The sequence below is a fragment of the Micromonospora sp. SL4-19 genome (assembly GCF_047921475.1).
Lineage (GTDB): Bacteria > Actinomycetota > Actinomycetes > Mycobacteriales > Micromonosporaceae > Micromonospora.
On sequence record NZ_JBLROB010000010.1, the window covers coordinates 128,845 to 154,389 of the forward strand.

General features: G+C 70.3%; 23 protein-coding genes and 2 tRNA genes. 11 read left to right on the forward strand and 14 right to left on the reverse strand.

Annotated elements, in window-relative coordinates; all coding sequences use genetic code 11:
- Positions 1-655: 655 nt before the first annotated feature.
- From ACNAVT_RS15950 to rpmH, 8 genes are all read right to left on the reverse strand, one after another.
- The gene (locus tag ACNAVT_RS15950) at positions 656-1,696 is read right to left on the reverse strand and encodes a ParB/RepB/Spo0J family partition protein (protein WP_416297001.1); all 1,041 of its coding nucleotides are present in this window, start codon (positions 1,694-1,696) and stop codon (positions 656-658) included.
- A 27-nt stretch (positions 1,697-1,723) separates the two neighbouring features.
- On the reverse strand, positions 1,724-3,079 hold the full coding sequence (locus ACNAVT_RS15955; RefSeq protein WP_416297002.1) for an AAA family ATPase: 1,356 nt from the start codon (positions 3,077-3,079) through the stop codon (positions 1,724-1,726).
- Positions 3,080-3,325: 246 nt separating this feature from the next.
- Positions 3,326-4,057, reverse strand: coding sequence for a 16S rRNA (guanine(527)-N(7))-methyltransferase RsmG (rsmG, locus tag ACNAVT_RS15960; protein ID WP_416297058.1), 732 nt, complete (start codon positions 4,055-4,057; stop codon positions 3,326-3,328).
- Positions 4,058-4,541: 484 nt separating this feature from the next.
- Positions 4,542-5,129, reverse strand: coding sequence for a protein jag (locus ACNAVT_RS15965; protein ID WP_416297003.1), 588 nt, complete (start codon positions 5,127-5,129; stop codon positions 4,542-4,544).
- Between the two features lie 210 nt (positions 5,130-5,339).
- Positions 5,340-6,320: a membrane protein insertase YidC gene (gene yidC / locus ACNAVT_RS15970; protein ID WP_416297059.1), complete on the reverse strand. Its 981-nt coding sequence runs from the start codon at positions 6,318-6,320 to the stop codon at positions 5,340-5,342.
- A gap of 10 nt (positions 6,321-6,330) precedes the next feature.
- Positions 6,331-6,570 carry a membrane protein insertion efficiency factor YidD gene (gene yidD, locus ACNAVT_RS15975; protein ID WP_416297004.1) on the reverse strand — a complete coding sequence of 80 codons (240 nt, stop codon included), beginning with the start codon at positions 6,568-6,570 and terminating at the stop codon, positions 6,331-6,333.
- 41 nt (positions 6,571-6,611) lie between these two features.
- Positions 6,612-7,025, reverse strand: a complete 414-nt coding sequence (gene rnpA, locus ACNAVT_RS15980) for a ribonuclease P protein component (protein ID WP_416297006.1) — start codon at positions 7,023-7,025, stop codon at positions 6,612-6,614.
- A 33-nt stretch (positions 7,026-7,058) separates the two neighbouring features.
- A complete protein-coding gene (gene rpmH / locus ACNAVT_RS15985; RefSeq protein ID WP_123606641.1) occupies positions 7,059-7,196 on the reverse strand; it encodes a 50S ribosomal protein L34 in 138 nt (45 codons plus the stop codon).
- A 577-nt stretch (positions 7,197-7,773) separates the two neighbouring features.
- Between rpmH and dnaA the strand changes: the two genes are divergently transcribed.
- The 5 genes from dnaA (at position 7,774) to ACNAVT_RS16010 (ending at position 14,158) form a co-directional block, all read left to right on the forward strand.
- Positions 7,774-9,594, forward strand: a complete 1,821-nt coding sequence (gene dnaA, locus ACNAVT_RS15990) for a chromosomal replication initiator protein DnaA (protein ID WP_416297008.1) — start codon at positions 7,774-7,776, stop codon at positions 9,592-9,594.
- A 759-nt stretch (positions 9,595-10,353) separates the two neighbouring features.
- Positions 10,354-11,487 carry a DNA polymerase III subunit beta gene (gene dnaN, locus ACNAVT_RS15995; protein ID WP_416297010.1) on the forward strand — a complete coding sequence of 378 codons (1,134 nt, stop codon included), beginning with the start codon at positions 10,354-10,356 and terminating at the stop codon, positions 11,485-11,487.
- Positions 11,488-11,528: 41 nt separating this feature from the next.
- A complete protein-coding gene (gene gnd, locus ACNAVT_RS16000; protein WP_416297012.1) occupies positions 11,529-12,401 on the forward strand; it encodes a phosphogluconate dehydrogenase (NAD(+)-dependent, decarboxylating) in 873 nt (290 codons plus the stop codon).
- Between the two features lie 16 nt (positions 12,402-12,417).
- Entirely contained in the window at positions 12,418-13,551 is a 1,134-nt protein-coding gene (gene recF, locus ACNAVT_RS16005) for a DNA replication/repair protein RecF (protein WP_416297013.1), read from the forward strand.
- Positions 13,514-14,158, forward strand: a complete 645-nt coding sequence (locus ACNAVT_RS16010; protein ID WP_416297015.1) for a DUF721 domain-containing protein — start codon at positions 13,514-13,516, stop codon at positions 14,156-14,158. The genes recF and ACNAVT_RS16010 overlap by 38 nt, the downstream gene beginning before the upstream one ends.
- Positions 14,159-14,224: 66 nt before the next feature.
- Here the strand turns inward: ACNAVT_RS16010 and ACNAVT_RS16015 are convergent, their stop codons facing one another.
- The gene (locus tag ACNAVT_RS16015; RefSeq protein WP_416297017.1) at positions 14,225-14,779 is read right to left on the reverse strand and encodes a hypothetical protein; all 555 of its coding nucleotides are present in this window, start codon (positions 14,777-14,779) and stop codon (positions 14,225-14,227) included.
- A 632-nt stretch (positions 14,780-15,411) separates the two neighbouring features.
- Between ACNAVT_RS16015 and gyrB the strand changes: the two genes are divergently transcribed.
- From gyrB to ACNAVT_RS16045, 6 genes are all read left to right on the forward strand, one after another.
- On the forward strand, positions 15,412-17,358 hold the full coding sequence (gene gyrB, locus ACNAVT_RS16020) for a DNA topoisomerase (ATP-hydrolyzing) subunit B (RefSeq protein ID WP_416297018.1): 1,947 nt from the start codon (positions 15,412-15,414) through the stop codon (positions 17,356-17,358).
- Between the two features lie 130 nt (positions 17,359-17,488).
- A complete protein-coding gene (gene gyrA, locus ACNAVT_RS16025) occupies positions 17,489-20,014 on the forward strand; it encodes a DNA gyrase subunit A (protein WP_416297020.1) in 2,526 nt (841 codons plus the stop codon).
- Positions 20,015-20,017: 3 nt separating this feature from the next.
- Entirely contained in the window at positions 20,018-20,923 is a 906-nt protein-coding gene (locus tag ACNAVT_RS16030; RefSeq protein ID WP_416297022.1) for a DUF3566 domain-containing protein, read from the forward strand.
- A 148-nt stretch (positions 20,924-21,071) separates the two neighbouring features.
- Positions 21,072-21,145 (forward strand) — tRNA-Ile (locus ACNAVT_RS16035).
- Between the two features lie 42 nt (positions 21,146-21,187).
- Positions 21,188-21,316 carry a DLW-39 family protein gene (locus tag ACNAVT_RS16040; RefSeq protein WP_416297023.1) on the forward strand — a complete coding sequence of 43 codons (129 nt, stop codon included), beginning with the start codon at positions 21,188-21,190 and terminating at the stop codon, positions 21,314-21,316.
- Positions 21,317-21,354: 38 nt separating this feature from the next.
- Positions 21,355-21,430: transfer RNA gene (locus ACNAVT_RS16045), tRNA-Ala, on the forward strand.
- Between the two features lie 14 nt (positions 21,431-21,444).
- Here ACNAVT_RS16045 and ACNAVT_RS16050 read toward each other — a convergent pair.
- The 5 genes from ACNAVT_RS16050 to ACNAVT_RS16070 form a co-directional block, all read right to left on the reverse strand.
- Complete coding sequence (locus ACNAVT_RS16050) at positions 21,445-22,713, reverse strand: tyrosine-type recombinase/integrase (RefSeq protein WP_416297024.1); 1,269 nt, start codon at positions 22,711-22,713, stop codon at positions 21,445-21,447.
- Complete coding sequence (locus ACNAVT_RS16055) at positions 22,713-22,982, reverse strand: helix-turn-helix domain-containing protein (RefSeq protein WP_416297026.1); 270 nt, start codon at positions 22,980-22,982, stop codon at positions 22,713-22,715. The genes ACNAVT_RS16050 and ACNAVT_RS16055 overlap by 1 nt, the downstream gene beginning before the upstream one ends.
- Before the next feature lie 77 nt (positions 22,983-23,059).
- The gene (locus ACNAVT_RS16060) at positions 23,060-24,595 is read right to left on the reverse strand and encodes a replication initiator (RefSeq protein WP_416297028.1); all 1,536 of its coding nucleotides are present in this window, start codon (positions 24,593-24,595) and stop codon (positions 23,060-23,062) included.
- On the reverse strand, positions 24,585-24,875 hold the full coding sequence (locus ACNAVT_RS16065; protein WP_416297030.1) for a hypothetical protein: 291 nt from the start codon (positions 24,873-24,875) through the stop codon (positions 24,585-24,587). Before ACNAVT_RS16065 ends, ACNAVT_RS16060 begins: the two co-directional genes overlap by 11 nt.
- Positions 24,872-25,420 (reverse strand): hypothetical protein, encoded by a 549-nt coding sequence (locus ACNAVT_RS16070; protein ID WP_416297032.1) that lies wholly within the window; start codon positions 25,418-25,420, stop codon positions 24,872-24,874. The genes ACNAVT_RS16065 and ACNAVT_RS16070 overlap by 4 nt, the downstream gene beginning before the upstream one ends.
- Positions 25,421-25,545: the final 125 nt, after the last annotated feature.

Consider the following 25,545-nt stretch of genomic DNA (forward strand, 5'->3'; position numbering starts at 1 on the left):
GCCACAGACGGCGCCGGGGGCCACGTTCGGCACTCCATGGCAAGGCGAAGCCACCTGGCGAGCAACGACCGCTCAAGCGGGTCTGGCCGGCTAGGTGAGCCTGTCCGAGGTCGTGTTTCACGTGAAACAGTGGCGACCCGTCAAGCGGCCGACTGAGGCGCTGTGGACCAGTCGTCGGGGAAGCCCTCGGGTGCCAACGCCGCCGGCATCCAGCCCCGGGGCACCGGGGCACCGCCCGCCTTGAGGTCCGTCGGCACGACAGGCCGCGGCCCGTGCCAGGGATCCCCGCAGAGCGGAGAGGGCCGCGGAGGGGCCACCGGGGTGCTCGATGCGACCACGATCCTGACTGGGTCGCCCCGCGGCGGGTCTCAGCGGCCCCGCGTTCCCAACGCGAGGCCGGGGCGTACCCGGTCGCGCCCGCGCTGCAGTGGCCGCTGAGCCGCGCCGGGGGCGCGGGAGCCGCTCGGCAGCTGCGCCAGGCCGCTCGGACAGATCCGGGGCGCGCACGGCCCTCCCGAGAGGCGCTTGACTCCAGCCAGGCGGACAGTCCGCCCGCTCCACAGCGCGTCACGTCAGGGCACCGATTCGGGCGAGCCCAAAACAACTCGGCCGCGTCGTCCGCAGGGGGACAACGCGGCCGAACCGACGCGCCAACTCACTTCCCGGGCTGTTCCTCCTCGCCCACGCCGATGATCCCGACGATCCGCTCCAGGTCGTCGACCGTCGCGAACTCGATGGTGATCTTGCCCTTGCTCCGGCCGATGTCGACCTTCACCCGGGTGTCGAACCGGTCGGAGAGCCGGTCGGCCAGGTCCGACAGTGCCGGCGCGTGCGGCTTCGGCCGGCGCTTCGCCGTCGGGGTCTTTGCCGGGCCTTCGGCGAGCGCCAGGGCCACCATCTCCTCGGTGGCACGTACGGAGATGCCCTCGGCGACGATCCGCTTCGCGAGCTGCTCCTGGGCCTCGGCGTCGTCCAGGCTGAGGAGCGCACGGGCGTGACCGGCGGAGAGCACCCCGGCGGCCACCCGACGCTGGACCTGGGCGGGCAGGTTCATCAGGCGAATGGTGTTGGAGATCTGCGGCCGGCTACGACCGATCCGGCGCGCCAACTCCTCGTGGGTGGCCCCGAACTCCTCCAGAAGCTGCTGGTACGCGGCCGCCTCCTCCAGCGGGTTCAGGTTGGCCCGGTGGATGTTCTCCAGCAGCGCGTCCCGGAGCATCGCGTCGTCCTTGGTGTCCCGGACGATCGCCGGGATGCTCTCCCGGCCGACCGCCTGGGCCGCCCGCCAGCGCCGCTCACCCATGACGAGTTCGTACTTCTCGCCGTCGAGCTGGCGTACGACGATCGGCTGAAGAAAGCCAACCTCCTGGATCGAGGTCTTCAGCTCCTCCAGGGCCTCCTCGTCGAAGACCTGCCGGGGCTGCTTCGGATTCGGCACGATGGCGTCGACCGAGATCTCGGCGAAGCGGGCCCCGGGCACCGGGCTCAGCTGCGGCTCGGGCTCCGCCGCCGGGGCGATCGCCCCCATCACGGCGGCAGCCCCGGCTGCGGCAGCCGGGCCGGCCGTGGGTGCGGTCGGGACCGCCGCCGCACCGGCTTCGGGCGCGGGGGCCACCGGTGCGCTACCCGCCACCGGCCCGGTGGGAATGAGGGCACCGAGCCCCCGGCCCAGACCGCCACGAGGACGGTTCTTCATGCGACGCCTCCCAGCGACTTCTCCGCACTACACATTCCGGCTCACCGGCTCCTTGACGCCTCGCTCGGCGATCTCCTGGGCGGCTTCGAAGTAGCTCGTCGCCCCCCGCGAACCGGGATCGTAGGTCATCACCGACTGCCCGTAGCTCGGTGCCTCGGAGACCCGTACGTTCCGGGGGATCACGGCCTGGAGCACCTTGTCACCGAAGTGGTTCCGGACGTCCTGTTCCACGGCGTCGGCCAGCCGGGTACGCCGGTCGTACATGGTGAGCAGGATGGTGGAGACCTCAAGCTTCGGATTGAGGTGCTGCCGGACCAGGTTGATGTTGTTGATCAGCTGGTTGAGGCCCTCCAGCGCGTAGTACTCGCACTGGATGGGAATGAGCACCTCCTGCGCGGCGACCAACGCGTTGACGGTCAGCAGCCCGAGCGAGGGCGGGCAGTCGATGAAGACGTAGTCGAAGTGCCCCGGGTACGCGGCGATGGCGCGGGCCAGCCGGGACTCCCGGGCGACCACCGAGACCAGCTCGATCTCGGCACCGGCGAGGTCGATGGTGGCCGGCACGCACCACAGGTTCGGGATGCCCTCGACCGCCTGGGCCACCTCCTCCAGAGGCACGCTGTCGATCAGGCAGTCGTACACGTCCGGTACTCCGGTGTGGTGCGGGACGTTGAGCCCGGTGGAGGCGTTGCCCTGCGGGTCCAGGTCGACCACCAGGACCCGGTTCCCGTGCAGGGCGAGGGACACCGCGAGGTTCACCGTGGTCGTGGTCTTCCCGACGCCGCCCTTCTGGTTCGCGACGCACATCACCCGGGTCCGTGCGGGCCGAGGCATGGTCACCTCGCCACTGGGATTCAGGATCTGCACGGCGCGCATCGCCTCCATAGCCAACGGTGGATCATCCTCTTCGCGCGTCGGGGTTTCACGTGAAACGTACGTGCCGGCGGCGGCTTCGGCCTCGTAGCCGGCGACCGGTGGCGTGTCGGACGGAACCACCACGCCGACGACCACATCCGGGGCGTCCTGCGGGGTGGGCTGCGCCGGCACGGCCGGCGGGTGCGGCTCGTAACGGCCGGGAACCGTCGCGTTGCCACGCGCCGGGGCCGAACGCGAGCTGGGGGCGTTCGCCGGCCGGCCGGTCGGCTCGTGCGGGTCCCGAGCGGGCGGCACGTTCGCCGGCGCCGAGGAGGTCGAACGCTCGCTGCCCTCGGCGGACGCGTCCCGGCCCGCCACCTGGTCTGGTGGACGCGTCGCCGGGCTGCGGGAGTCGTCCCTCGCCGGCCAACTCTGGTAGTCGGTTTCACGTGAAACGGGGTCGGCGGCAGAGGGTAGTCCTCCTGGCCCGGTCACCCGTGGATCGTCGTACCTGCCGTCGTCATGCACCTGTCATCCCTGCCCGCTTCGGATGGTCGGTCCGCACCCCGTCAATCAGGCCCCCGCGCCCCGGCGCGGCCTTCGGCCCGGCGGGAACGGTCGGGTTCGGGTGCCGCCCGGCACCGCCGTTCCACATTATCGACGCGCGGTCAGCCTACGGCGCACGGGCGCAGCGGGTCCACGTCGGGTTCTGTTCGGTTGGCTATCTCGCACCGTTTTCGGCGACCGGGACGACTCGGGAAGCTGTTGCGGGCGTCAGCGATCCCGGCCGGATCCACCGCGACGGCGACCGCCCCGCGAACGCTTCGGGCCCTTCTTCCGGACCGAACCGACCACCCGTTCCCGGACCACCTCGATCACGGTGGCCGGCGGGTCGATGACGCCGACTCCGCACCGGTGCAGCTCCGGCTCGCCGCCACCGAGCCGGGCAACCGCCTCGGCGTGTTCAGCGATCTCCTCGGCGGCCGAGGCGCCCTTGAGCGCCACCAGCCGTCCGCCGGGAGCCACGAGCGGAAGGCACCACCCGGCGAGCCGGTCCAGCGCGGCGACGGCCCGCGCGGTCACGATGTCGGCGCTGAGCGGGGCGGCGTCGCGCGTACCGGCGGCCGCCTCCTCCGCCCGTCCCCGGAACACCCGGACCGCGCGGGTCAGGCCGAGATGCTGTACCGCCTCGACGAGGAAGGCGGTCCGCCGGGCGAGCGGCTCGACGAGGGTGACCGTGAGATCAGGCCGGGCGATCGCCAGGACGAGGCCGGGCAGTCCGGCGCCGGAACCGACGTCGATCACGCTCGCGCCCTCGGGGATCCGCTCGGCCATCGCCGCGCAGTTGAGCAGGTGCCGCTCCCAGATGCGGGGGGTCTCCCGCGGGCCGATCAGGCCGCGTACCACGCCGTCGGTCGCGAGCAGTTCGGCGTACGCGGCGGCCAGGTCGAGGCGATCGCCGAACAGGGTACGGGCGGCCTCCGCCAGCTCGGGCGGCAGTGTCACCTCGGCCGGCGCCGACCCTTCCCCGGGCGTCCCCTGCTCGACCGGCCGCGCCGCATCGTCCACAAGCGACGGTCCAGCCGGTTCGTCGTCGGCTGCCGGCTCGGCGAACACCGCTTCGACCGCACCGACCGGAGCAGCCGGGGCCGACTCGCCCGTGGTCGTCGACGGCTCCCCGGCCGTGGCCGGCGCGGTGGACGCCGCGGCCTCACCCGAGAAGGCCGGGGTCACGTCGCCCGAAGGATCCACCGCCTCCGCCGGGTCGGACCGGGAGGGCTGGCCTGCCGGCACGTCCGAACCACCGGAGAAGCTCGGATCGGCCGCGGTCGACGACGTACCGGCGAATGACGGGTCCGCCGCGGAGGTCGGTTCGCCGTCGGAGAACACCGGGTCGACGGCCGGGTCATGCCGGACAGGCGGCGGCCCGGGCGGCGTACCACCCGGGCCGGCCACGGCACCCGCCGTCGTCTCGTCGTGGGTCACCCGATCAGTCCGCCGGCCGGACGACGATACGACGGTTCGGCTCGACGCCCTCGGACTCGCTCTCCACGCCGCTCATCGCATTCACCACGTCATGCACGCACTTGCGCTCGAACGCGGACATCGGCTCCAGCCGCACCGGCTCGCCGTACTCCTTGACCTTCTCCACCGCGTTCTTGGCGACGGCGGCGAGTTCCTTGCGCCGGGCGGCCCGGTAGCCGCCGACATCGAGCAGCAGGCGGCTCGGCGACCCGGTCTGCCGGAACACCGCCAGCCGGGCCAGCTCCTGGAGGGCTTCCAGCGTGGCACCGCGCTGGCCGACCAGGCTCTGCAGGTTCCCGCCGACCACCTCGACGACCGGACGGCCGCCGGAGACCAGCTCGTCGATGTCGCCGTCGTAGTCGAGGATGTCGAGCAGGCCCTCGACGTAGTCGGCTGCGATCTCGCTCTGCCGGAACAGGTCGCTCTCGGCCGGCGCCTTCTTCTCCGGGGCCTCCGACTCGGCCTCGGTCTCCTCGGCCTCCTCGGTGCCGACGGCTGCCGCGGTCTCCTCGTCCAGGGACTGGTCGGCGCTGGGAATGCTGGTGTCGGTCACGGTCTCATCTCCGTACTCGCTCGGCCGGACCGTCGGGTCCGCTGGTCTCCCGAGGCCGGCGGGAGGTTCGCCGGTGCCCTCGGGCACGTCTGTACGGGCAGTCTCGCCCGTGACCGCGCTCCGCGCGGCGGTTCCAGCCCGGCGCTGACCGTACGGCCGCAGCTCGGGGCCGGAACGGGCCGCCACCGGTACCGGTGGCGGCCCGGAGGCTCAGCCCTGTCGTTTGGCGGGCCGTCCGCCGCCCCTCTTCGGGTTGACCGGCTTCGCGCCGGGCTTCGGCGCGGCCGCCTTCGGGGCGGTCGCCGGCGCCTTCGCGGCCGGCGCGGCGGCCTTCCGGCCGAGCAGGCCGCCGGTCCTGGCCGGCTGGGCCGTGGTCTTCGCGCCGGCACCGCCCTTGGCGGGCACCAGCGGCGGGAACTTCCGCAGCACCCACTGCTGCTGGCCGAGGGTGAAGAGGTTGTTGGTGACCCAGTAGATGATCACGCCGATCGGGAAGATCGAACCGGAGATCAGCAGGGAGACCGGGATGCCGTAGAGCATCAATCGCTGGACCATGCGCTGCTGCGGGTCCTCCGCCCAGCCGGTCTTCAGGATCATCTGGCGGCTGGTCAGGTACGTGGTGGCGATCATGATGAGCACCAGCACGCCCGCGACGAGCTTGACCGTGTGGGCGTTCGCCCCCAGCTGGGCCAGCTCCTCGGCGGTCGAGCCGAACTTGCCGGAGATCGGGGCGGTGAAGAGCTTGGCGTGTGAGGCGCTGTTGAACTGGTCGACCGTCCAGCCGTACAGGGTCTTCTGGCTGTTGTCCGGGCGGAGCCGCTTCAGGGTGTGGAACAGGCCGAGGAAGACGGGGATCTGGAGGAACATCGGAAGGCAGCCCATCAGCGGGTTGGCCTTTTCCTTCCGGTAGAGCTCCATCATCTCCTTCTGGAGCGTCTCCCGGTCACCCTTGTGCTTCTCCTGGAGCTCCTTGACCTTGGGCTGGAGCGCCTGCATGGCCCGCTGCGACTTGATCTGCTTGACGAAGACCGGGAAGAGGATGACCCGGACCGTCACCACCAGGAAGACAATGGCCAGGATCCAGGACCAGTTCGTCCCGAGCAGCGCTCCGGCCGACACGATGGCGTCCCAAGCCGAGTGCCAGGTCAGCAGGATCCACGAAATCGCGTAGTAGATCCAGTCAAGACTCAGGTGCAATTTCTCAGGCTCCAGTCACGTCGGATCGGCGGCGCTCGCCCGGCTCTGGCACCGGGTCGTGTCCACCTGGGTGAAAGGGGTGGCAGCGCGACAGCCGCCGGACCGTCAGCCAGGCTCCCCGCAGCGCACCGTGCCCGGAGATCGCCTCGACGGCGTAGGCACTGCACGACGGGTAGAAACGGCAGCGGGCCGGCAGTGCCGGACTTATCCACCGACGGTACGCGATGATGGGTGCCAACAGCATGCGGGCACCTGTCCTCGGCCGCTCCGCGGCGGTGACACCGCTCACCTGGACCGCCGCCCCCGGGGCGCCCGCGCGGCGGCGACGGCGGCGTCCAGGTCGGCCCCGAGTCGGGGGTACGACGCCTCGGCGGCCTGCGGCAACGCCCGGACGACCAGGGTGCTGCCCGCGGGCAGCTCGGCGAGGCGCTCGCGGACCAGGTGCCGAAGCCGGCGGCGGACCTTGTTCCGGACGACGGCGTTGCCGACCGCCTTGGACACGACGAAGCCGGCGCGGCTCGGTGCGGATTTCTCCGCACCGCTCGTCCGCGCCGGCTCCGGCGAGGTTGTCGCGGTGGGTCCGGTCTGCTCGGGGAGGGTCAGGTGCACCACGACGGCGCCTCGGCCGACGCGTCGGCCACCCCGGACCGCTGCGGCGAAGTCGCTACTGCGCCGCAGTCGCTGCGCGGCGGCCAGCACGACTGCCCACGTCCCGAACCGGACCGGTCGGCCTCAGGCCGACAGGCGGGCGCGGCCCTTGGCGCGACGGGTCGAGAGGATGGCACGGCCGGCACGGGTGCGCATGCGCAGCCGGAAGCCGTGGGTCTTCGCGCGCCGGCGGTTGTTCGGCTGGAAGGTGCGCTTGCTCACGTCAGGCTCTCCGTTGTCGTACGCCCCGCGCGGGGGATCGCCCGGGGTCGTGTGGTGGTCCAGGCCACCTCACCGGTGGCCTCCGATCGGTGCTGCCCGACGACGCGGGACCTCGGCGATGCGAGGAAACGACCGCGGACAGCAAGCACCCATCACCCTAGCAGAGGGCGAGAGAGCAGCCGTCCCAGCCTACGCAGGGGGGCAATAGCCGTCAAACATCACACCAGAGGCCCGCGGGCGGTGGTGGGAGCGCGACCGAAGGGGCGGATTTCACTGATGTTGACAAGGCTGCCCTGGCGCCGACGGTTGATGGCGCGGGGTCCGCGCTGTTAGCGTGCCCGATTGCGGTCAACGTCGGGGTCCGGGGTTGTCGGTGACCGGCAAGACCGGACAAGGTAGTAAATCGTTCGGCACGGTGAACCCGCTTCAGCGCCTCCGAGAACCAGGGGGGCAGATCCGACTCGCGTCCGGTGGGCGGCCACAATCGGTCGGTACACACAGGCTGTGGATAACTTGTGGATGACGACCGGTCGGCCGTTCGGGCGGGCGTGAGTAGAGGCGAGGGGGTGGCACGACGGTGACCGGAACGACCGACCTGGCCGCGGTGTGGACGGCGACGACCGACGAACTCGCCGACGAGATCATCTCCGCGCAGCAGCGCGCGTATCTCCGGCTCACCCGGCTGCGGGCGATCGTCGAGGACACCGCCCTGCTCTCGGTGCCGGACGCCTTCACCCGGGACGTGATCGAGTCGCGCCTCCGCCCGGCCATCACCGAGGCCCTGAGCCGCCGGCTCGGCCGGCCCATCCAGGTCGCCGTCACCGTACGCGTCGCCGAGGACGGTGGCCGCCCGGCCGGCACCGTCTACCGCGGCAGCCCCGAGCCGACGGAGCGCGACGCACCGCCGGACCTGCTCGCCGGCCTCGGCCAGCCCGGCCCGACGGACGAGGCGCCCGGGTTCCCCGAGTTCGGCTTTCCGGCCCGGCCGGAGGCCTCGATGTACGCCGAGGATCGCCCCGCAGCGCCGGGCGAGGAGCCGGCCCCACGGCAGCGGACACCCGACGGTGGCCGCACGCCACTCATCCCGGCCAGCCGGGACGGCCAGGACACCCTGTTCGGCGCCGCCTTCGCCGAGCCGCTGCGCCCCGCCGAGCGCCGGGCCTTCGACGACCGGGGAGAGCCGCCGACGCCGGACACCGGTGAGTACGACCTCCGTTACCCCGACACCCCCGGCGCGGCCGACCCGCCGCCGCTGCGTGGCCTGCCCCTGGACGGCGTCACGGACAGCGGGCCGGGCCGGAGCGGCCCGGATCACCGCCCCGGTGGCCCGGCCAACCGACGGCTCCCGGGCGGGCCGGAGACCGGTGGTGGCAACCGGCTCAACCCGAAGTACATGTTCGAGACCTTCGTCATCGGCTCCTCGAACCGCTTCGCGCACGCGGCGAGCGTCGCGGTGGCCGAGTCGCCGGCCAAGGCGTACAACCCGCTGTTCATCTACGGCAGCTCCGGGCTGGGCAAGACCCACCTGCTGCACGCCATCGGGCACTACGCCACCACGCTGGGCAACGCCCGCTCGGTCCGGTACGTCTCGACCGAGGAGTTCACCAACGACTTCATCAACTCGCTGCGCGACGACAAGACGAGCGCGTTCCAGCGCCGCTACCGGGACGTGGACATCCTCCTGATCGACGACATCCAGTTCCTGGAGAACCGGGAGCGGACCCAGGAGGAGTTCTTCCACACCTTCAACACCCTGCACAACGCCAACAAGCAGATCGTGATCACCTCCGACCGGTCGCCGAAGCAGCTGGCGACGCTGGAGGACCGGCTGCGTACCCGGTTCGAGTGGGGGCTCCTCGCCGACATCCAGCCACCGGACCTGGAGACCCGCATCGCGATCCTGCAGAAGAAGGCGGCGCAGGAGCGGCTGTACGCCCCGCCGGACGTGCTGGAGTTCATCGCGTCCCGGGTGTCGAACTCGATCCGGGAACTGGAGGGCGCGCTGATCCGGGTCACCGCGTTCGCCAGCCTCACCCGCTCGTCGGTGGAGCTGTCGCTCGCCGAGGAGGTGCTGCGGGACTTCATCCCCGACGGCGCCGGCCCCGAGATCACCGCCGACCAGATCATGGTCTCCACCGCCGACTACTTCGGGGTGAGCCTGGAGGACCTGCGCGGCCATTCCCGGTCCCGGGTGCTGGTGAACGCCCGCCAGGTGGCCATGTACCTGTGCCGCGAGCTGACCGACCTGTCGCTGCCCCGGATCGGGCAGGCCTTCGGCGGCCGGGACCACACCACCGTCATGCACGCCGACCGGAAGATCCGCCAGCAGATGGCGGAGCGGCGCTCGCTCTACAACCAGATCGCCGAGCTGACCAACCGGATCAAGCAGAACACCTGAGTCGTGGGACGCCAGAAGCGCCCGGCCGGATCCCCGGCCGGGCTTTTTCGTCCCTGTGGACGCCGGGAGCTTGACCCTCGACCCGGTCGAGGGCGCACGATCGACGTCATGTTCGTCCACAAGACGGCCCGGTTGTCCACACCCCCTGTGTCACAGGCGGTGGACAACCACGCTACGTCCGGACCTGGTTACCCACAGACTGTGGACAACACCTGGGGAAGGTGCTGTGGACACCTGGGGACGACGGTCCGGTTGTCCACCGACGACGATCAACCTGTGGGCGACCTGTTGAAGGTTCTGGGGATGACGTCGATTCGCACCGCCCGGCCCGTCCACAACGCTGGGGAGAAACCCGGTGGATTAGCGGTGGACAACCGGTGGACAACCGTGGACAACCTGGGGGTCGACGGCGGCTGTGGACCGGGACACGAGTTGTACCCCTGGTTCTCCACAGCGAAACCACCGGTGGATAACCTGTCTGACCTGCGCGGACGCCGGTTCTCCACAGTTTGCACAGGTGCGATGAAGACGATGAGTTATCTCTTCTAAACAACAAAAACCAATCATCACCGTTGGACTTCCTGTGGATCGGGCCGGAACGCCTCCGTCGGCGTTCACCCGGCACCTGGATCCACGGGGTCGGGCGCACAGCCGATGCCCGCGCGCCCTAAGGTGCGATGGGGACCCGCACGGTCGGGCGGGACGGGTGGCAGCGGTCGGCATGAGAGAGTTGTCGCTGACGTCGACGCGGAGGCATTGATGAAGTTCCGAGTGGAGCGCGACGCGCTCGCCGAGGCGGTCGCCTGGACCGCCAAGAGCCTGCCCAACCGACCTTCCGTACCGGTGCTGGCCGGGGTGATGCTCCGGGTGACCGACGGCAACCTCCAGGTCTCCGGCTTCGACTACGAGGTTTCCAGCCAGGTCACGGTCGAGGTGCAGGGCGCCGCCGACGGCGCCGCCCTTGTCTCCGGCCGCCTGCTCGCCGAGATCACCAAGGCGCTTCCGGCCAAGCCGGTGGACATCGCCGCTGTCGGCGCCCACCTCGAACTGGTCTGCGGCAGCGCCCGCTTCACCCTGCCGACCATGCCGGTCGAGGACTACCCGGCCCTGCCGGAGATGCCGGAGAGCGCCGGCACCGTCGACGCCGCCGGCTTCGCCGCCGCCGTGGCCCAGGTGGCCGTCGCCGCCGGCCGGGACGAGACGCTGCCGATGATGACCGGTGTACGCATCGAGCTGTCCGGCCGTACCCTCGCGATGCTCGCCACCGACCGTTACCGGCTTGCCCTGCGCGAGATGGAGTGGAACCCGGACGACCCGGAGGTGAGCATCAACGCGCTGGTGCCCGCCCGGACGCTGAACGACACCGCGAAGGCCCTCGGCCCGCTCGGCGGCCAGGTGACCATGGCGCTCTCCCAGGGCGGCGCCGGCGAGGGCATGATCGGCTTCTCCGGCGGCACCCGGCGGACCACGAGCCGGCTGCTCGACGGTGCCAACTACCCGCCGGTCCGCTCGCTCTTCCCCGCCACCCACAACGCCGAGGCCCGGGTTCCCGTCAGCACTCTGATCGAGGTGGTCAAGCGCGTCGCCCTGGTCGCCGAGCGGACCACACCGGTGCTGCTGAGCTTCAGCTCGGACGGCCTGGTCGTCGAGGCCGGCGGCACCGAGGAGGCCCGGGCCAGCGAGGCCATGGAGGCCACCTTCACCGGCGACCCGCTGACCATCGGCTTCAACCCGCAGTACCTGATCGACGGCCTGGCCAACCTGGGCGCTCAGCACGCCCTGCTCTCGTTCGTCGACGCCTTCAAGCCCGCGGTGATCTCCCCCGCGGGTGAGGATGGGGAGGTCATCCCGGGGTACCGGTACCTCATCATGCCGATCCGCGTGTCCCGCTGATCGTGCGACAGCAAGACCCAGACGTACGGAGGTAGGAGCAGATGCAGCTCGGCCTGGTAGGACTCGGCCGAATGGGCGGCAACATGCGCGAGCGGTTGCGCGCCGCCGGTCACGAGGTGGTCGGCTACGACCGCGACGCGCAGCTGAGCGACGTCGCGAGCCTCGCGGAGCTGGCCGAGAAGCTGGAGTCGCCCCGCGCGGTCTGGGTGATGGTCCCGGCCAGCGTCACCGACGCCACCATCGACGAGCTCGCCGGCGTCCTCGGCGAGGGCGACATCATCATCGACGGCGGCAACTCCCGGTTCAGCGACGACGCCCCGCGCGCCGAGCGCCTGAACGAGCAGGGCATCGGCTACATCGACGTCGGCGTCTCCGGTGGTGTCTGGGGACGGCAGAACGGGTACGCCCTGATGGTCGGCGGCGCCCAGGAGCACGTCGAGCGGCTGATGCCGATCTTCGAGGCGCTCAAGCCGGCGGGCGAGTTCGGCTTCGTGCACGCCGGCCCGGTCGGCGCCGGTCACTACGCCAAGATGGTGCACAACGGCATCGAATACGGCCTGATGCACGCGTACGCCGAGGGCTACGAGCTACTGGCCAAATCCGAGCTGGTGACCAACGTGCCGGGTGTGTTCAAGTCCTGGCGCGAGGGCACCGTGGTCCGGTCCTGGCTGCTCGACCTGCTCGACCGCGCGTTGGACGAGGACCCGGAGCTGGCCGAGCTGAGCGGCTACACCGAGGACACCGGCGAGGGCCGCTGGACGGTCGACGAGGCGGTTCGGCTCGCCGTCCCGCTCAACGTCATCACCGCCTCGCTGTTCGCCCGGTTCGCCTCCCGGCAGGACGACTCGCCCGCGATGAAGGCCGTCGCCGCGCTGCGCCAGCAGTTCGGCGGTCACGCCGTCCGCAAGCGCTGACCGGCGTCCACAGGCTGTGTACGTCCGCCGGCTCGAACTGGTCGACTTCCGCTCGTACGAGCGGGTCGGCGTCGACCTGGAGCCGGGTCCGAACGTCCTGATCGGCGCCAACGGCGTCGGCAAGACCAATCTGGTCGAGGCGTTGGGCTACGTGGCGACCCTGGACTCGCACCGGGTCGCCACGGACGCCCCGCTGGTGCGGATGGGTGCCACCTCGGCGGTGATCCGTTGCGCGGTGGTGCACGAGGGCCGGGAGCTTCTGGTCGAGCTGGAGATCGTGCCCGGCAAGGCCAACCGGGCCCGGCTGGGCCGCTCTCCGGCCCGCCGCGCCCGGGACGTGCTGGGCGCGCTGCGGCTGGTGCTGTTCGCCCCGGAGGACCTGGAACTGGTCCGCGGGGACCCGGCCGAGCGCCGCCGCTATCTCGATGACCTGCTGGTCACCCGACAGCCCCGGTACGCCGGGGTGCGTGCGGACTACGAGCGGGTGGTCAAGCAACGCAACGCCCTGCTGCGGACGGCGTACCTGGCCCGCAAGACGGGCGTGTCGCGGGGCGGGGACCTGTCCACCCTCGCGGTCTGGGACACCCACCTGACGCACCACGGCGCCGAGCTGCTCGCCGGCCGGCTGGAGCTGGTCGCCGCGCTCACGCCGCACGTGGCCAAGGCGTACGACGCGGTGGCGGCGGGCAGGGGCGCGGCGGGGATCGCGTACCGGCCGTCGGTGGAGCTGGCCGAGCCGACCACGGACCGGGCGGTGCTGGCCGAGGCGCTGCGGGCCGCGCTGGCGGAGAACCGGTCGGCGGAGATCGACCGCGGCACCACCCTGGTCGGCCCGCACCGCGACGATCTCGCCCTCACCCTCGGCCCGCTCCCCGCCAAGGGGTACGCCAGCCACGGCGAGTCCTGGTCGTACGCGCTGGCCCTGCGGCTGGCCGGGTACGACCTGCTGCGCGCCGACGGCATCGAACCGGTGCTGGTCCTCGACGACGTCTTCGCCGAGCTGGACACCGGCCGCCGGGAGCGGCTGGCCGAGCTGGTCGGCGGCGCCAGCCAGCTCCTGGTGACCTGCGCGGTCGACGACGACGTGCCGGCGGCCCTGCGCGGCACCCGGTATGCGGTGGGCGAGGGGACGGTGCGCCGTGTCGGATGAGGTCCAGCTTCCGCCGGCCCGGCTGGGACCGGGAGCCGGTGGGCGTACCACCGAGGGTGCCGGCGCGGGAGGGGGTGACGCCGGCGTGAGCGGTGACCGGCCGGCCGGCGCGTCCGGGCCGGAGCTGGCCCGCGCGGTGCTGGACGCGGCGAAGGCCCGCCGGCAGGCTGCGACCGGCACCCGGCGGCGCAGCGCGGTGCGGGGCGACGGCGAGCCGCGGCTGCGCGGCTACTCCGGCCCGGGGCCGGATCCGCGCGACCCGCAACCGCTCGGCGCGGTGCTCGACAGGTTGGTCAAGGCGCGCGGCTGGCAGCAGCCGGCGGCCGAGGCGACGGTTTTCGGCGCCTGGGAACGGGTCGTCGGGCCGGAGGTCGCCCAGCACAGCCGCCCGGTCAAGCTGGAGAACGGCGAGCTGACGGTGGAGGCGCGCTCGACGGCGTGGGCGACCCAGCTTCGGCTGCTCGCCGGCAAGCTGCTGCAGCAGATCGCCCGTGAGGTGGGCCACAACGTGGTGCGCAAGCTGCACATCCACGGCCCGGCCGCACCCTCCTGGTCGCGTGGCCCGCGTCGCGTCCGCGGCCGCGGCCCCCGCGACACCTACGGCTGACGGCCGTCCCGGCCGGCGGCGCACCGTCCCCGGCTGACCGTCGGTTCGGCGGACCGGGCCAGCGCGTCAGGCGTCGGCGTAGACGGCGAAGCCCCGGTCACCGCAGCGCCGGTAGAAGGCGGCCAGCACGCCCAGCTCAGCACAGGTGAAGTCCCACTGCGGCGGGTCGCCGTTCTCGTCGCGCAGCTTGTCGAGCCGGCTGTCCAGCCAGCGCAGCTGCTGCTCGGCCAGCCGGCCGTCGCCCAGCAGCGACCGCAGCACCTCGCTGACCGACTCGAAGGTCACCGCGTCGCCGATCGGCCGGTGCCCGGTGACGAACTTCTCCAGCCCGTCGGCGATCCAGGAGCAGCCGTCGGGGTCGATCACCGGGTCCTCGTCCTCGGCCGCGTTCTCCGTGGCGTAGAGCACATTTTCCAGGCCGAGGATCAGGTCGACCAGCTCGGTGTACGCGGTCGCGCGTACCGTGCCGGTCTTGGCGATCAGCTCGGCGAGTGCCGCGGTGGGGGCGGAGATCCGTGGGATGTCCACGATCTCGCCGAAGTCGACGAACTCGGCCGGCGCGACCGGATCGTAGAAGCGGCCGGTCCGCGGCCAGTGCACCGCGACGTTGTCCAGCCCCATCTGGCGTCACCTCTTACCAAGCACGTTGTCGGTCCGATCGGGTCGATCGTCCCGGTTCCGTCCGCAAAAGATCAAGACCACAGCGGCAGCGCCGCAAAGGTACGGCACGGCGGGTCCCGCCGCGACCCCCGGTCGGTTACGTGCCGGTACCGATCCGGTGGCCGGCCGCGCCCTCGATCGGGGCTGCGACGACTTCAGCCGGCTGAGGGTCATAATTCGGCCTCCGCGTCGCCGGGTGGCGCTCCGGACCGAACGAAGGCCGGTCTGACGCCGCGCCGCGACCGGAAGCCGTCGCTGGTGTGTAGGGGGAGTCGCGGGCAGCGCGATTCGGCCGGCTACGGAGATCTCAGCCGCCGCGCAGGGGTGCCGAGTGGCGGTTTGGTCGGCTGCGCAGAGTAAGATTGACGGCGAGACGAAAGACCCGACACGGAGCGAAGGACAAGGGCCCACGGGGCCCTTGACATTGTCCCGGATCGGGTCGAGCCGATCGCGATCCGCGGGCGACCGCGGCGGCCGGCGTACGCGATCCGTGCCCTGTGATTCGGGGACCGGTCCGTGCGTCGACGTCGTGTGATGTCCGCCGAACCCGCGCCCCGCGCCCTGGCGCGCCCGGCGCGAGAAAGTGGCCGAGGGTGGCAGCGGAGGACAACAAGAAGTACGGCGCCGAGTCGATCACCGTCCTCGAGGGGTTGGAGGCGGTCCGGAAGCGGCCCGGTATGTACATCGGGTCCACCGGTGAACGCGGTCTGCACCACCTCGTGTGGGAGGTCGTCGACAACGCGGTGGACGAGGCGCTGGCCGGATACTGCGACACCATCGACGTGGTGCTGCTGGCCGACGGCGGCGTACGGGTCACCGACAACGGGCGCGGTTTCCCGGTCGACCTCCACCCGAAGCTGAAGAAGCCGGGTGTCGAGGTCGCCCTGACCGTGCTGCACGCGGGCGGCAAGTTCGACGGCAAGGCGTACGCGGTCTCCGGCGGTCTGCACGGCGTCGGTGTGTCCGTGGTGAACGCACTCTCCACGAAGATGGCCGTGGAGATCCACAAGGACGGCTTCGTCTGGCGGCAGCAGTACCACCACTCCAAGCCGACCCCGCTGGAGAAGGGCGAGCCGACCGACCGGACCGGCTCGGCGGTCTCCTTCTGGCCCGACCCGGACGTCTTCGAGACCGTCGACTTCGACTTCCAGACCATCTACCGGCGCCTGCAGGAGATGGCCTTCCTCACCCGCGGCCTCACCATTCACCTGCTCGACGAGCGGGTCGCCGAGAGCGAGGAGGGCAAGCCGCGCGAGGTGACCTTCCACTACGAGGGCGGCATCGCCGACTTCGTCCGGCACCTCAACGCGTCGAAGAACCCGATCCACAAGACGGTGGTCGAGTTCGGCGCCGAGGAGGAGGGCATGTCGGTCGAGATCGCCATGCAGTGGAACGAGTCGTACGGCGAGTCGGTCTACACCTTTGCCAACAACATCAACACCCATGAGGGCGGCACCCACGAGGAGGGCTTCCGGGCCGCGCTGACCAGCGTCGTCAACCGGTACGGCGCGGAGAAGAAGCTGCTCAAGGGCGACGAGAGGCTCTCCGGCGAGGACATCCGCGAGGGGCTGGCCGCGATCATCTCGGTCAAGCTGACCAACCCGCAGTTCGAGGGCCAGACCAAGACCAAGCTGGGCAACACCCCGGTGAAGAGCTTCGTGCAGCGGGTCTGCAACGAGTCGCTGGTCGACTGGTTCGACCGGAACCCGGCCGAGGCGAAGATCATCATCACCAAGGCGTCCCAGGCGGCCCGGGCCCGGATCGCCGCGCAGCAGGCCCGGAAGCTGGCCCGGCGCAAGTCGCTGCTGGAGTCCGGCTCGATGCCGGGCAAGCTGGCCGACTGCCAGTCCACCGACCCACGCGAGTCCGAGGTCTTCATCGTCGAGGGTGACTCCGCGGGCGGCTCGGCCAAGCAGGGTCGCGATCCGCGTACGCAGGCGATCCTGCCGATCCGCGGCAAGATCCTGAACGTGGAGAAGGCCCGGATCGACCGGGTGCTGAAGAACAACGAGGTCCAGGCGCTGATCACCGCGCTGGGCACCGGCATCCACGACGACTTCGACATCGAGAAGCTGCGGTATCACAAGATCGTGCTGATGGCCGACGCGGACGTGGACGGCCAGCACATCCAGACGCTGCTGCTCACGCTGCTCTTCCGCTTCATGCGGCCGCTGGTGGAACTGGGGCACGTCTACCTGGCCGCCCCGCCGCTCTACAAGATCAAGTGGAACAAGAAGGGCGACGACGCCCAGTACGCGTACTCGGACCGGGAGCGGGACGGGTTGATCGCGCTGCGCCAGCAGAAGAAGCCCAACGCCAAGCCGGACGACATCCAGCGGTTCAAGGGCCTCGGCGAGATGAACTACCCCGAGCTGTGGGACACCACGATGAACCCGGCCACCCGTACGCTTCGACAGGTGACGCTCGACGACGCCGCAACCGCCGACGAGCTGTTCAGCGTGTTGATGGGTGAGGACGTCGAGGCGCGCCGTTCGTTCATCCAGCGCAACGCCAAGGACGTGCGGTTCCTCGACATCTGACGGACGACGCCGGGCCGGCCGCAGATCCACTGGTCGGCCCGGTGGTCCACAGAGTTATCCACAGTCCGGCCGGTATCCACAGCCGTTATCCACAGCACGAACACGACTCTGAGTCTGATAAGGGTTAACAGTGACCGATACTCCCGAGTCCATCCCGAACGAGCCGGAGAACCCGGAGATTCCGGCCGCGGTCGTGGCACACGACCGGATCGAGCCGGTCGGCCTCGAGGTCGAGATGCAGCGCTCGTACCTCGACTACGCGATGAGCGTCATCGTCGGGCGGGCCCTGCCGGACGTCCGGGACGGGCTCAAGCCGGTCCACCGCAAGATCCTCTACGCGATGTTCGACTCCGGGTACCGGCCGGATCGCGGCTACGTGAAGTGCTCCCGCGTCGTCGGTGACGTGATGGGTCAGTTCCATCCGCACGGCGACTCGGCCATCTACGACGCCCTCGTCCGGATGGCGCAGCCCTGGTCGTTGCGCTACCCGCTGGTCGACGGCAACGGCAACTTCGGCTCCCCGGGCAACGACCCGGCCGCGGCCATGCGTTACACCGAGTGCAAGCTCGACCCGCTGGCCATGGAGATGTTGCGGGACATCGACGAGGACACCGTCGACCTCCAGGACAACTACGACGGCCGGGCCAAGGAGCCCACGATCCTGCCGTCCCGCATTCCCAACCTGCTGATCAACGGCTCCGAGGGCATCGCGGTCGGCATGGCCACCAAGATCCCGCCGCACAACCTGCGGGAGATCGGCGCGGCGGTGCAGTGGTGCCTGGAGCACCCGGAAGCGGACGAGGCCACCACCCTCGAGGCGCTGCTGGAGGTCGTCAAGGGTCCCGACTTTCCGACCCACGGCCTGATCGTCGGCCAGGCGGGCATCCAGGACGCGTACCGGACCGGGCGCGGCTCGATCCGGATGCGGGCCGTGGTCGAGGTGGAGGAGGACAAGCGGGGCCGCCCGGCGCTGGTGGTCAGCGAGTTGCCCTACCAGGTCAACCCGGACAACCTCGCCGAGCGGATCGCCGAGCTGATCAAGGAGGGCAAGCTCGGCGGGATCGCCGACATCCGGGACGAGTCCTCCGGGCGTACCGGTATGCGGATCGTGCTCGTGCTCAAGCGCGACGCGGTCGCCAAGGTGGTGCTGAACAACCTCTACAAGCACACCCAGCTCCAGGAGACCTTCGGCGCCAACATGCTGGCGCTGGTCGACGGCGTGCCGCGCACGCTCAACCTGGCCCAGTTCATTCGCTACTACGTCGAGCACCAGATCGAGGTCATCCGCCGGCGGACGGCGTTCCGGCTGCGCAAGGCGGAGGAGCGGGCGCACATCCTGCGTGGTCTGGCCAAGGCCCTCGACGCCCTCGACGAGGTGATCGCCCTGATCCGGCGTTCGCCCACCGTCGAGGACGCCCGCCAGGGCCTGATCCAGCTGCTGGAGATCGACGAGATCCAGGCGACCGCGATCCTGGACATGCAGCTGCGCCGCCTGGCTGCCCTCGAACGACAGCGGATCCTCGACGACCTGGCCAAGCTCGAGTTGGAGATCGCCGACCTCAAGGACATCCTCGCCAAGCCGGAGCGGCAGCGGAGGATCGTCTCCGAGGAGCTGGGCGAGATCGTCGCGAAGTGGGGCGACGACCGGCGGACCAAGATCGTGCCGTTCGACGGCGAGGTCTCGATGGAGGACCTCATCGCCCGCGAGGACGTCGTCGTCACCATCACCCGCACCGGATACGCCAAGCGCACCAAGGTCGACCTCTACCGCTCCCAGCGGCGCGGAGGCAAGGGCGTCAGCGGCGCCACCCTCCGTCAGGACGACATTGTCAGCCACTTCTTCGTCTGCTCGACCCACGACTGGATCCTGTTTTTCACCAACAAGGGTCGGGTCTACCGGGCGAAGGCCTATGAACTTCCGGAAGCCAGTAGGGTGGCCAAGGGCCAGCACGTGGCCAACCTGCTCGCGTTCCAAGCGGACGAGCAGATCGCGCAGATCATTGAAATTCCGAACTACCAGGTGGCGCCCTACCTGGTACTGGCCACGAAGAACGGCCTGGTGAAGAAGACGCGGCTTGAGGAGTTCGACTCCAACCGGTCCGGCGGCATCATCGCGATCAACCTGCGCGATGAGGACGAACTGGTCGGTGCTGCCCTGGTGAGTTCGGAGGACGATCTGCTCCTGGTCTCCAAGAACGCCCAGGCCATCCGCTTCAACGCCACGGACGAGACGCTCCGCCCGATGGGCCGGGCCACCTCCGGTGTGATCGGCATGCGGTTCAGCGAGGACGACGTCCTGCTGGCCATGGAGGTCGTGCGCGAGGGCATGGACATGGACGTGCTGGTCGCGACGAACGGGGGATACGCGAAACGTACCCCGATCGAGGAATACCCGGTCCAGGGCCGGGGAGGTAAGGGCGTGCTGACTGCGAAGATCACCGAGCGACGCGGTGGTCTGGTCGGTGCGGTGGTGATCAGCCCGGAGGACGAACTGTTCGCCATCACCAGCAACGGTGGCGTCATCCGGACTCCGGTGAAGCCTGTACGCCGTACGCGTGACCGGAACACAATGGGGGTCAAGCTGATGGACCTTCCGGACGGCGTGACTATCGTGGCGATTGCTCGCAATGCCGACGAGCCTGACGAACAGGACTAGTTGATGACGGAGACACAGGCGAAGTCGGGGAACAAGGGGACCTCGGCCAACCCGGTCGACGAGGAGGCCGCAAAGGGCGGTACACCAGCGACCGGCCGCGCGGCCGTGGGCCGGGCCACGGTCCCCGCCGACGCGCCTGCCCCGAAGTTCACCCGGGCCCCCGGCATGACGCCGCCGCCAGACAAGCCCGCGGAGGACTCGGGGATGAGCGAGAAGACCGAGAAGACCCCGGTCGACGCCCCGACCTCCGCCGACGGCTTGGCCGCCCCGGCAGCCGCCGCGGCGAAACCCGCCGCGACCCAGCCGATCAAGAAGGCGGCGCCGGCCCGGTCGTCGGCCGCCGACAGCCAGCCACGAGTCGGGGCCGGTCTCGGCACCGCCGCCAAGCCCTCGCCGGGCGGCGCCCAGGCCGGCACGACAGGCCGGCCCGCCAACGGCGGCGGCCTGCCGCCGGGCATCAGCGGGGCGTCCGCCGTCGGGGCCGCACGCGTGGGTGAGGCGGTACGCGCCGCCCGCTCCTCGGTCAGCTCGGCCGCGTCGCGTGGGCCGCGCCGGGCCCGGCTGAACCTCAAGCGGATCGACCCGTGGTCCGTGATGAAGTTCGCGTTCGCGGTCTCGGTGGTGCTCTTCATCGTGGTGGTCGTCGCCACCTCGGTGCTCTACCTGGCCCTGGACGCGATGGGCGTGTTCAAGGAGGTCAACAGCAGCCTGAGCGACCTGGTCAACGCCAGCGGTGGCCAGAACGGCGGCTTCCGGATCACCGCCAAGGGCGTGATCATGAGCTCCGCGCTCATCGGCCTGGTCAACGTCGTGCTCTTCACCGCCCTCGCCACCCTCGGCGCCTTCGTCTACAACGTCTGCGCCGACCTGGTCGGCGGGGTCGAGCTGACCCTCGCCGAGCGGGACTGACCCGACGACGACGCCGGGGCACCGCGTAAAGCGGTCGCCCCGGCGTCGTATATCCGGGTAGGTTCGATCTGGCACGGGCAGACGCCACCACGGACCCCCCGATTTGGGGACGGAGGCGGCGATGGGTTAACCTTGCTCGTCGCTACGCGGGGCTATAGCTCAGTCGGTTAGAGCGCAGAGCTGATAACTCTGAGGTCGCTGGTTCGATTCCAGCTAGCCCCACCGCACACCGTCCGACGATAGTCGAGCGTGAGGGGTTGCCCCATGTTCAAGAAGCTCCTGATCCTGGCTGGCATCGTCGGCGTGGCCGCCGTCGTGGTCAAGAAGGTGAAGACCTCGAACGACGAGCGCGCTCTGTGGCACGAGGCGACCACCGCACCCGATCTGCGCTGACCCTCCGACTGCAAGCACCGGGCGGATCCGCCCGACTCGGGGCCCTAGCTCAACTGGCAGAGCACTGCCTTTGCAAGGCAGGGGTTAGGGGTTCAAGTCCCCTGGGCTCCACCACACATCTAGCCTGGTCACAGGCTTTCTTCACCCTCGATCGGCTCTTTCCCTGATTGAGGGTCGCCATTGAGAGTCAGCAGATCGTCAGCCGAGCTACCGAATACCTTGCGCACCGGCCCGTAGAAGTCTGCCGGGGTGTGCGTGTAGCGGTTGAGCGTCGTTGACGCCTGCTCGTGGCCCATCACGGCTTGGACGACGTTGATCGGCACCCCGCCGGATACCAGCCACGTGGCGTAGCAGTGTCGCAGATCGTGGAACCGCAGCCCGCCAGCCGCCTTCGCCGCAACCTCTGCAACTGCCTCCCGATGGGTGGCGTACTCAGCCGAGTGTTCCTCGCCCATCCGATCGGGCCAAACAGCCCGGAACCTCGACTCCCCGAGGATCACTACTTCACCGAGAAGCCCGGCACGGACTAGGGAGGGACGCCAGACCTGACGCCGGAAGTTGCTGCGCAACATCGAGCCACCCTCGTAGTTGATGAACACCCGATCATCCGGGCGGTGGCCGACCAACTCGCGATGGCGGCGGAGCGCATGTTCAAGGAACGGAGCTAGTGGCACCGTCCGCCGGCTGCTGGTCGACTTTGGGTACGGCTTGTCGAACAGGTGGCCGTCGACCTCGATCACGACACGCTCGACAGTCAGAGTCGACGCGTTGAGATCAACGCATCCCCATCGGAGGCCCAGACACTCACCCCACCGAAGGCCTGCGCCGGCCGCAACAGCGACAAGCGCCCGATGCCATTCGGGCACTGCCGGGAGAAGGCGAGCTGTTAGGTCTGCCTGGGAGATGGTGTGGACTGCGCCAGCCCGCTTCCGCTGGGCTGGGAGACGGACACCCTCGCAGGGGTTGAACGCGATCAGCCGATTCCGGACAGCCGAGGCCATGATGGAGGAGAAGAGGCCGAAGCAAGAGGCGACGGTGGCGGGGGCTAACTGCTTCCCGACTTCGGTGACCCACTCCTGTACGGCAAGATGATCAATCTTCCCGAGCTGCCAACCGCCCCAGTGCGGCAGTAGCCGTGACCGCAGGCGGGAAGACCAGGCCGCCAGGGTGGTCGCCTCCACCGAGCGGGACGACAGCCAGCGGTCCGCGTAGGCACTGAACTTGGTTCGACTAGCGCTCGGATCAACGTAGGAGCCGCGAGTCAGCGATGCCTCGGTCTCGGCGAGGAAGGCTGACGCCTCTCGCTTAGTACGGAAGGACTTGGCTTTCTGCCGTCCGGCAGCGTCCCGCCAGTTGGCCCGGTAGGTGCCAGCGGGGGTCTTCACAATGTGACCCATCAGCGCCTCCCTCCATTCTCGGTGCCAGTGCTGGCGGCAGGTTCGGTGGCGGCATCGAGCCAGGCATGAAACCGGGTGCGAGGGATGACCCAGCGCCCGCCGAGGCGGGTCGCGGGGATGGTGCCGTCGCGGACCAGGGCGTAGGTGCTTCCCAGCGACAGGCCGAGCAGCTTGGCAACCTCGCGGACGGTGTAGGTGACCGGCTCGACGGTGCCGCCGGAGCGCGGGACGAGCCGGACGACGGGGTTTCTGCGGGCGGTGGTGCTCATGCGGGTGATCTCCTCAGGTCTGTCGATCGTTGTCGGGTGGCCGTCAAGGTTGGCTTGACGGTGGTTTGGTGATCGGGTCAGGTAGCGGCGGCCAGCTCCTCTCGGGCGACCTCGCGTCTCTCGCGGGCTATGGCGGCGGCGGTGTTGGCGAGGAGGGCGTCTCCGGTGGTGCGCCAGCCTGAGCCGGCGTAGGACAGCAGGCCGACGACCAGCGTGGTCTCGTCGTCCTCGGGTTGGTCGGCGTGTTCGTGGCCGGTTTCGGTGCGTCGCCAGATGGTCCGGGCGTCGTGCAGGATGCGGAAGGTGACCGAGTAGCGGCGGCTTTTGGTGAGGAAGTGGCCGCCGAAGCCGAGCATGTGCGCCCACCGTCGGAGTTGCTGCCAGTCGCGGTGGCCGCCGAGGGTCCAGCAGGCGTCGATGAGCCGTTCGGGGTGGGTGCCGTGCTCGTTGGCGTACAGGTCGATGGTGTCGCCGTCGAGGCGGCGGGAGACGTGGCCGGTGGCTTCGGTGCTCTTGGTGGCGTACTTGGCCAGGTAGCCGGCGACCTTCCCGTCGGTGATGTCGCCGTCGGCGTTGACCGGGCGCACGTCGACCTGTTCGCCCCAGGTGATGCGCCAGCCGGCGGGTTGGGCGGGGTGGGGGCGGGTGGTGAAGGCGACGGTGGCGGCGGCGTGTTCGACGGCGGCGGCCAGGTCGTCGACGCCGAGGGCGGCCGGTGGTGGGATCACGGCGTCGGGGTCGTGTGGGTCGATGCCGTCGAGGCGGATGATGGCGTGGTAGTGGACCACGCCCCGGCGTTGCATCTCCGCGACTTTGCCGAAGGACAGCTTGACCGGCGGCACTCGGCGGACCCGTCCGGAGTTGGTGACCTGTTCCAGCCAGGGCAGCCCGAGGGCTCTGGCGCGGGCGTGGATGTGGCGGGTGATGGCGATGGTCGTGCGGCGCCACAACTCCGGCGCGGAGTGGTTCCACACCACTTGGCCGGCGTAGTTGTAGCAGTCCAAGCACAACGGCACGCCAAGGCTCGGGTCGTCGTCGGCGTGGGTGCGGTGGCAGCGCATCGGCACACCGTGCGGGCACGGCTGCGGGTGGCGGCGGGGCCGGCACGGGATCGGGCGGCCGGCGCGGTCGGTGCGTTGGGTGTGCACGGGGCCGAACGACGGGGCGGTGAACGTGGCGAACACGGCCGGATGCTGCGCCACGCTGGCGGGGATGCCCTTGCCGCCGGCGAGACCCGCCTTGACGAGTTGGTAGGCGTCGCGTTGGTAGGTGCGGGCGCAGGACGGGCAGACGGCGTGGCGGCGGTTGCAGCACGGCTTGTAGATCTCCCGGTCCGGCAGGTCGGCGGTCGACACCGAGGCGAGGAGTCGGCCGGTGGCCCGGTCGATGGTGGCGACCTCGCCCGCGAGGCGGATCGGGTGGGAGCAGCCCGCGGCCGCCTTCACATGGTCGAGCCAGTCGAACACCTGAGGGTCGCAGGCCCGGTGGAAGGCGGACTCATCGCGGCCGACGAACGCACCCGGCGAGCCGGCAGCGGTGGGGCGGTGGGGCCGGTGCCCCGGACCAGACAGGGGAGCCTGGTCCGGGACAGCGGTGGTGAGGTCAGCGGCCACGGGTGCGGACCGCCTTCATCGGGAGGTGTCGGATCGGGCCGGTGCCGAACGGGTTCGGCGTGTCGAAGATCCGGCCGAGCAGGGAGACCACGTAGGCGGGCAGGTCGGCCCGGTGGTGCTCCCACAGGTAGATGTCGCGGATGAGTTGGTAGGTCTTCGGCAGCTCCACACCGTCACGCGCGGCGAGGATCTTCATGCGGCCGATGAGCTGGACAGGTTCCCAGCCCCGGGCAAGCCGGGGTTGACGCCAGCGGTAGGCGGCGGGTGCGGTGACGGTCATGCCGTCACCTGGCCGCGAGCGATAGCGCATTCGAGGCGGTAGCCGAGGGTGACCGCCGTCTGCTCCCGCTTGCCGGAGCCCCAGAGCCGGCGGATCTCGGCGTGGTAGGTCGTGTCGCAGTCGGCGGTGTTGGCCGCCCGCCACTGCTCGTTGAGGCGGTAGATCTCGGCCAGGCCGAGCCGGGCGATACCGGCGACCGCGAGCGACTTGATCTCGTCGGCGGTCAGAGAGTTCGCCTTGGCCGGGATACCGGCAGCGTGAACGGCGACGGCGAGTTCGCCGTAGGTGAGCGCGTCCAGTCGGACAGGGGCCGGCGAAGCGTGGCCGGTGGTGAGGACGGCGGTAGTGGCAGGGGTGTTCGTGGTGAGCACGGACAGGGCATCCAGCAGCGCGGTGCGATCGAGCACCGCAGGCAGGTTCAGCGCCTTCCCAGGGGCCAGCGCGTCCCGAAGCGTCGCCAGAGCAGAAAGCAGGCGAGCATCAGACAGCGCCGAGAAGTTGCCCGAGGCGCGATGAGCAGGGTGAACGGTAAGCTGGACAGGCATCGTCGTTCCTTTCGCAGAGGGCCGATGCACCGGGCCTCGACGGGCCGCAATCCCGTCGGGGCCTTCTCTTTGCGCTCCCCGTATCCCTTGTAAAGGGGGATTGCGCATCGATGTGTGACCGAGGG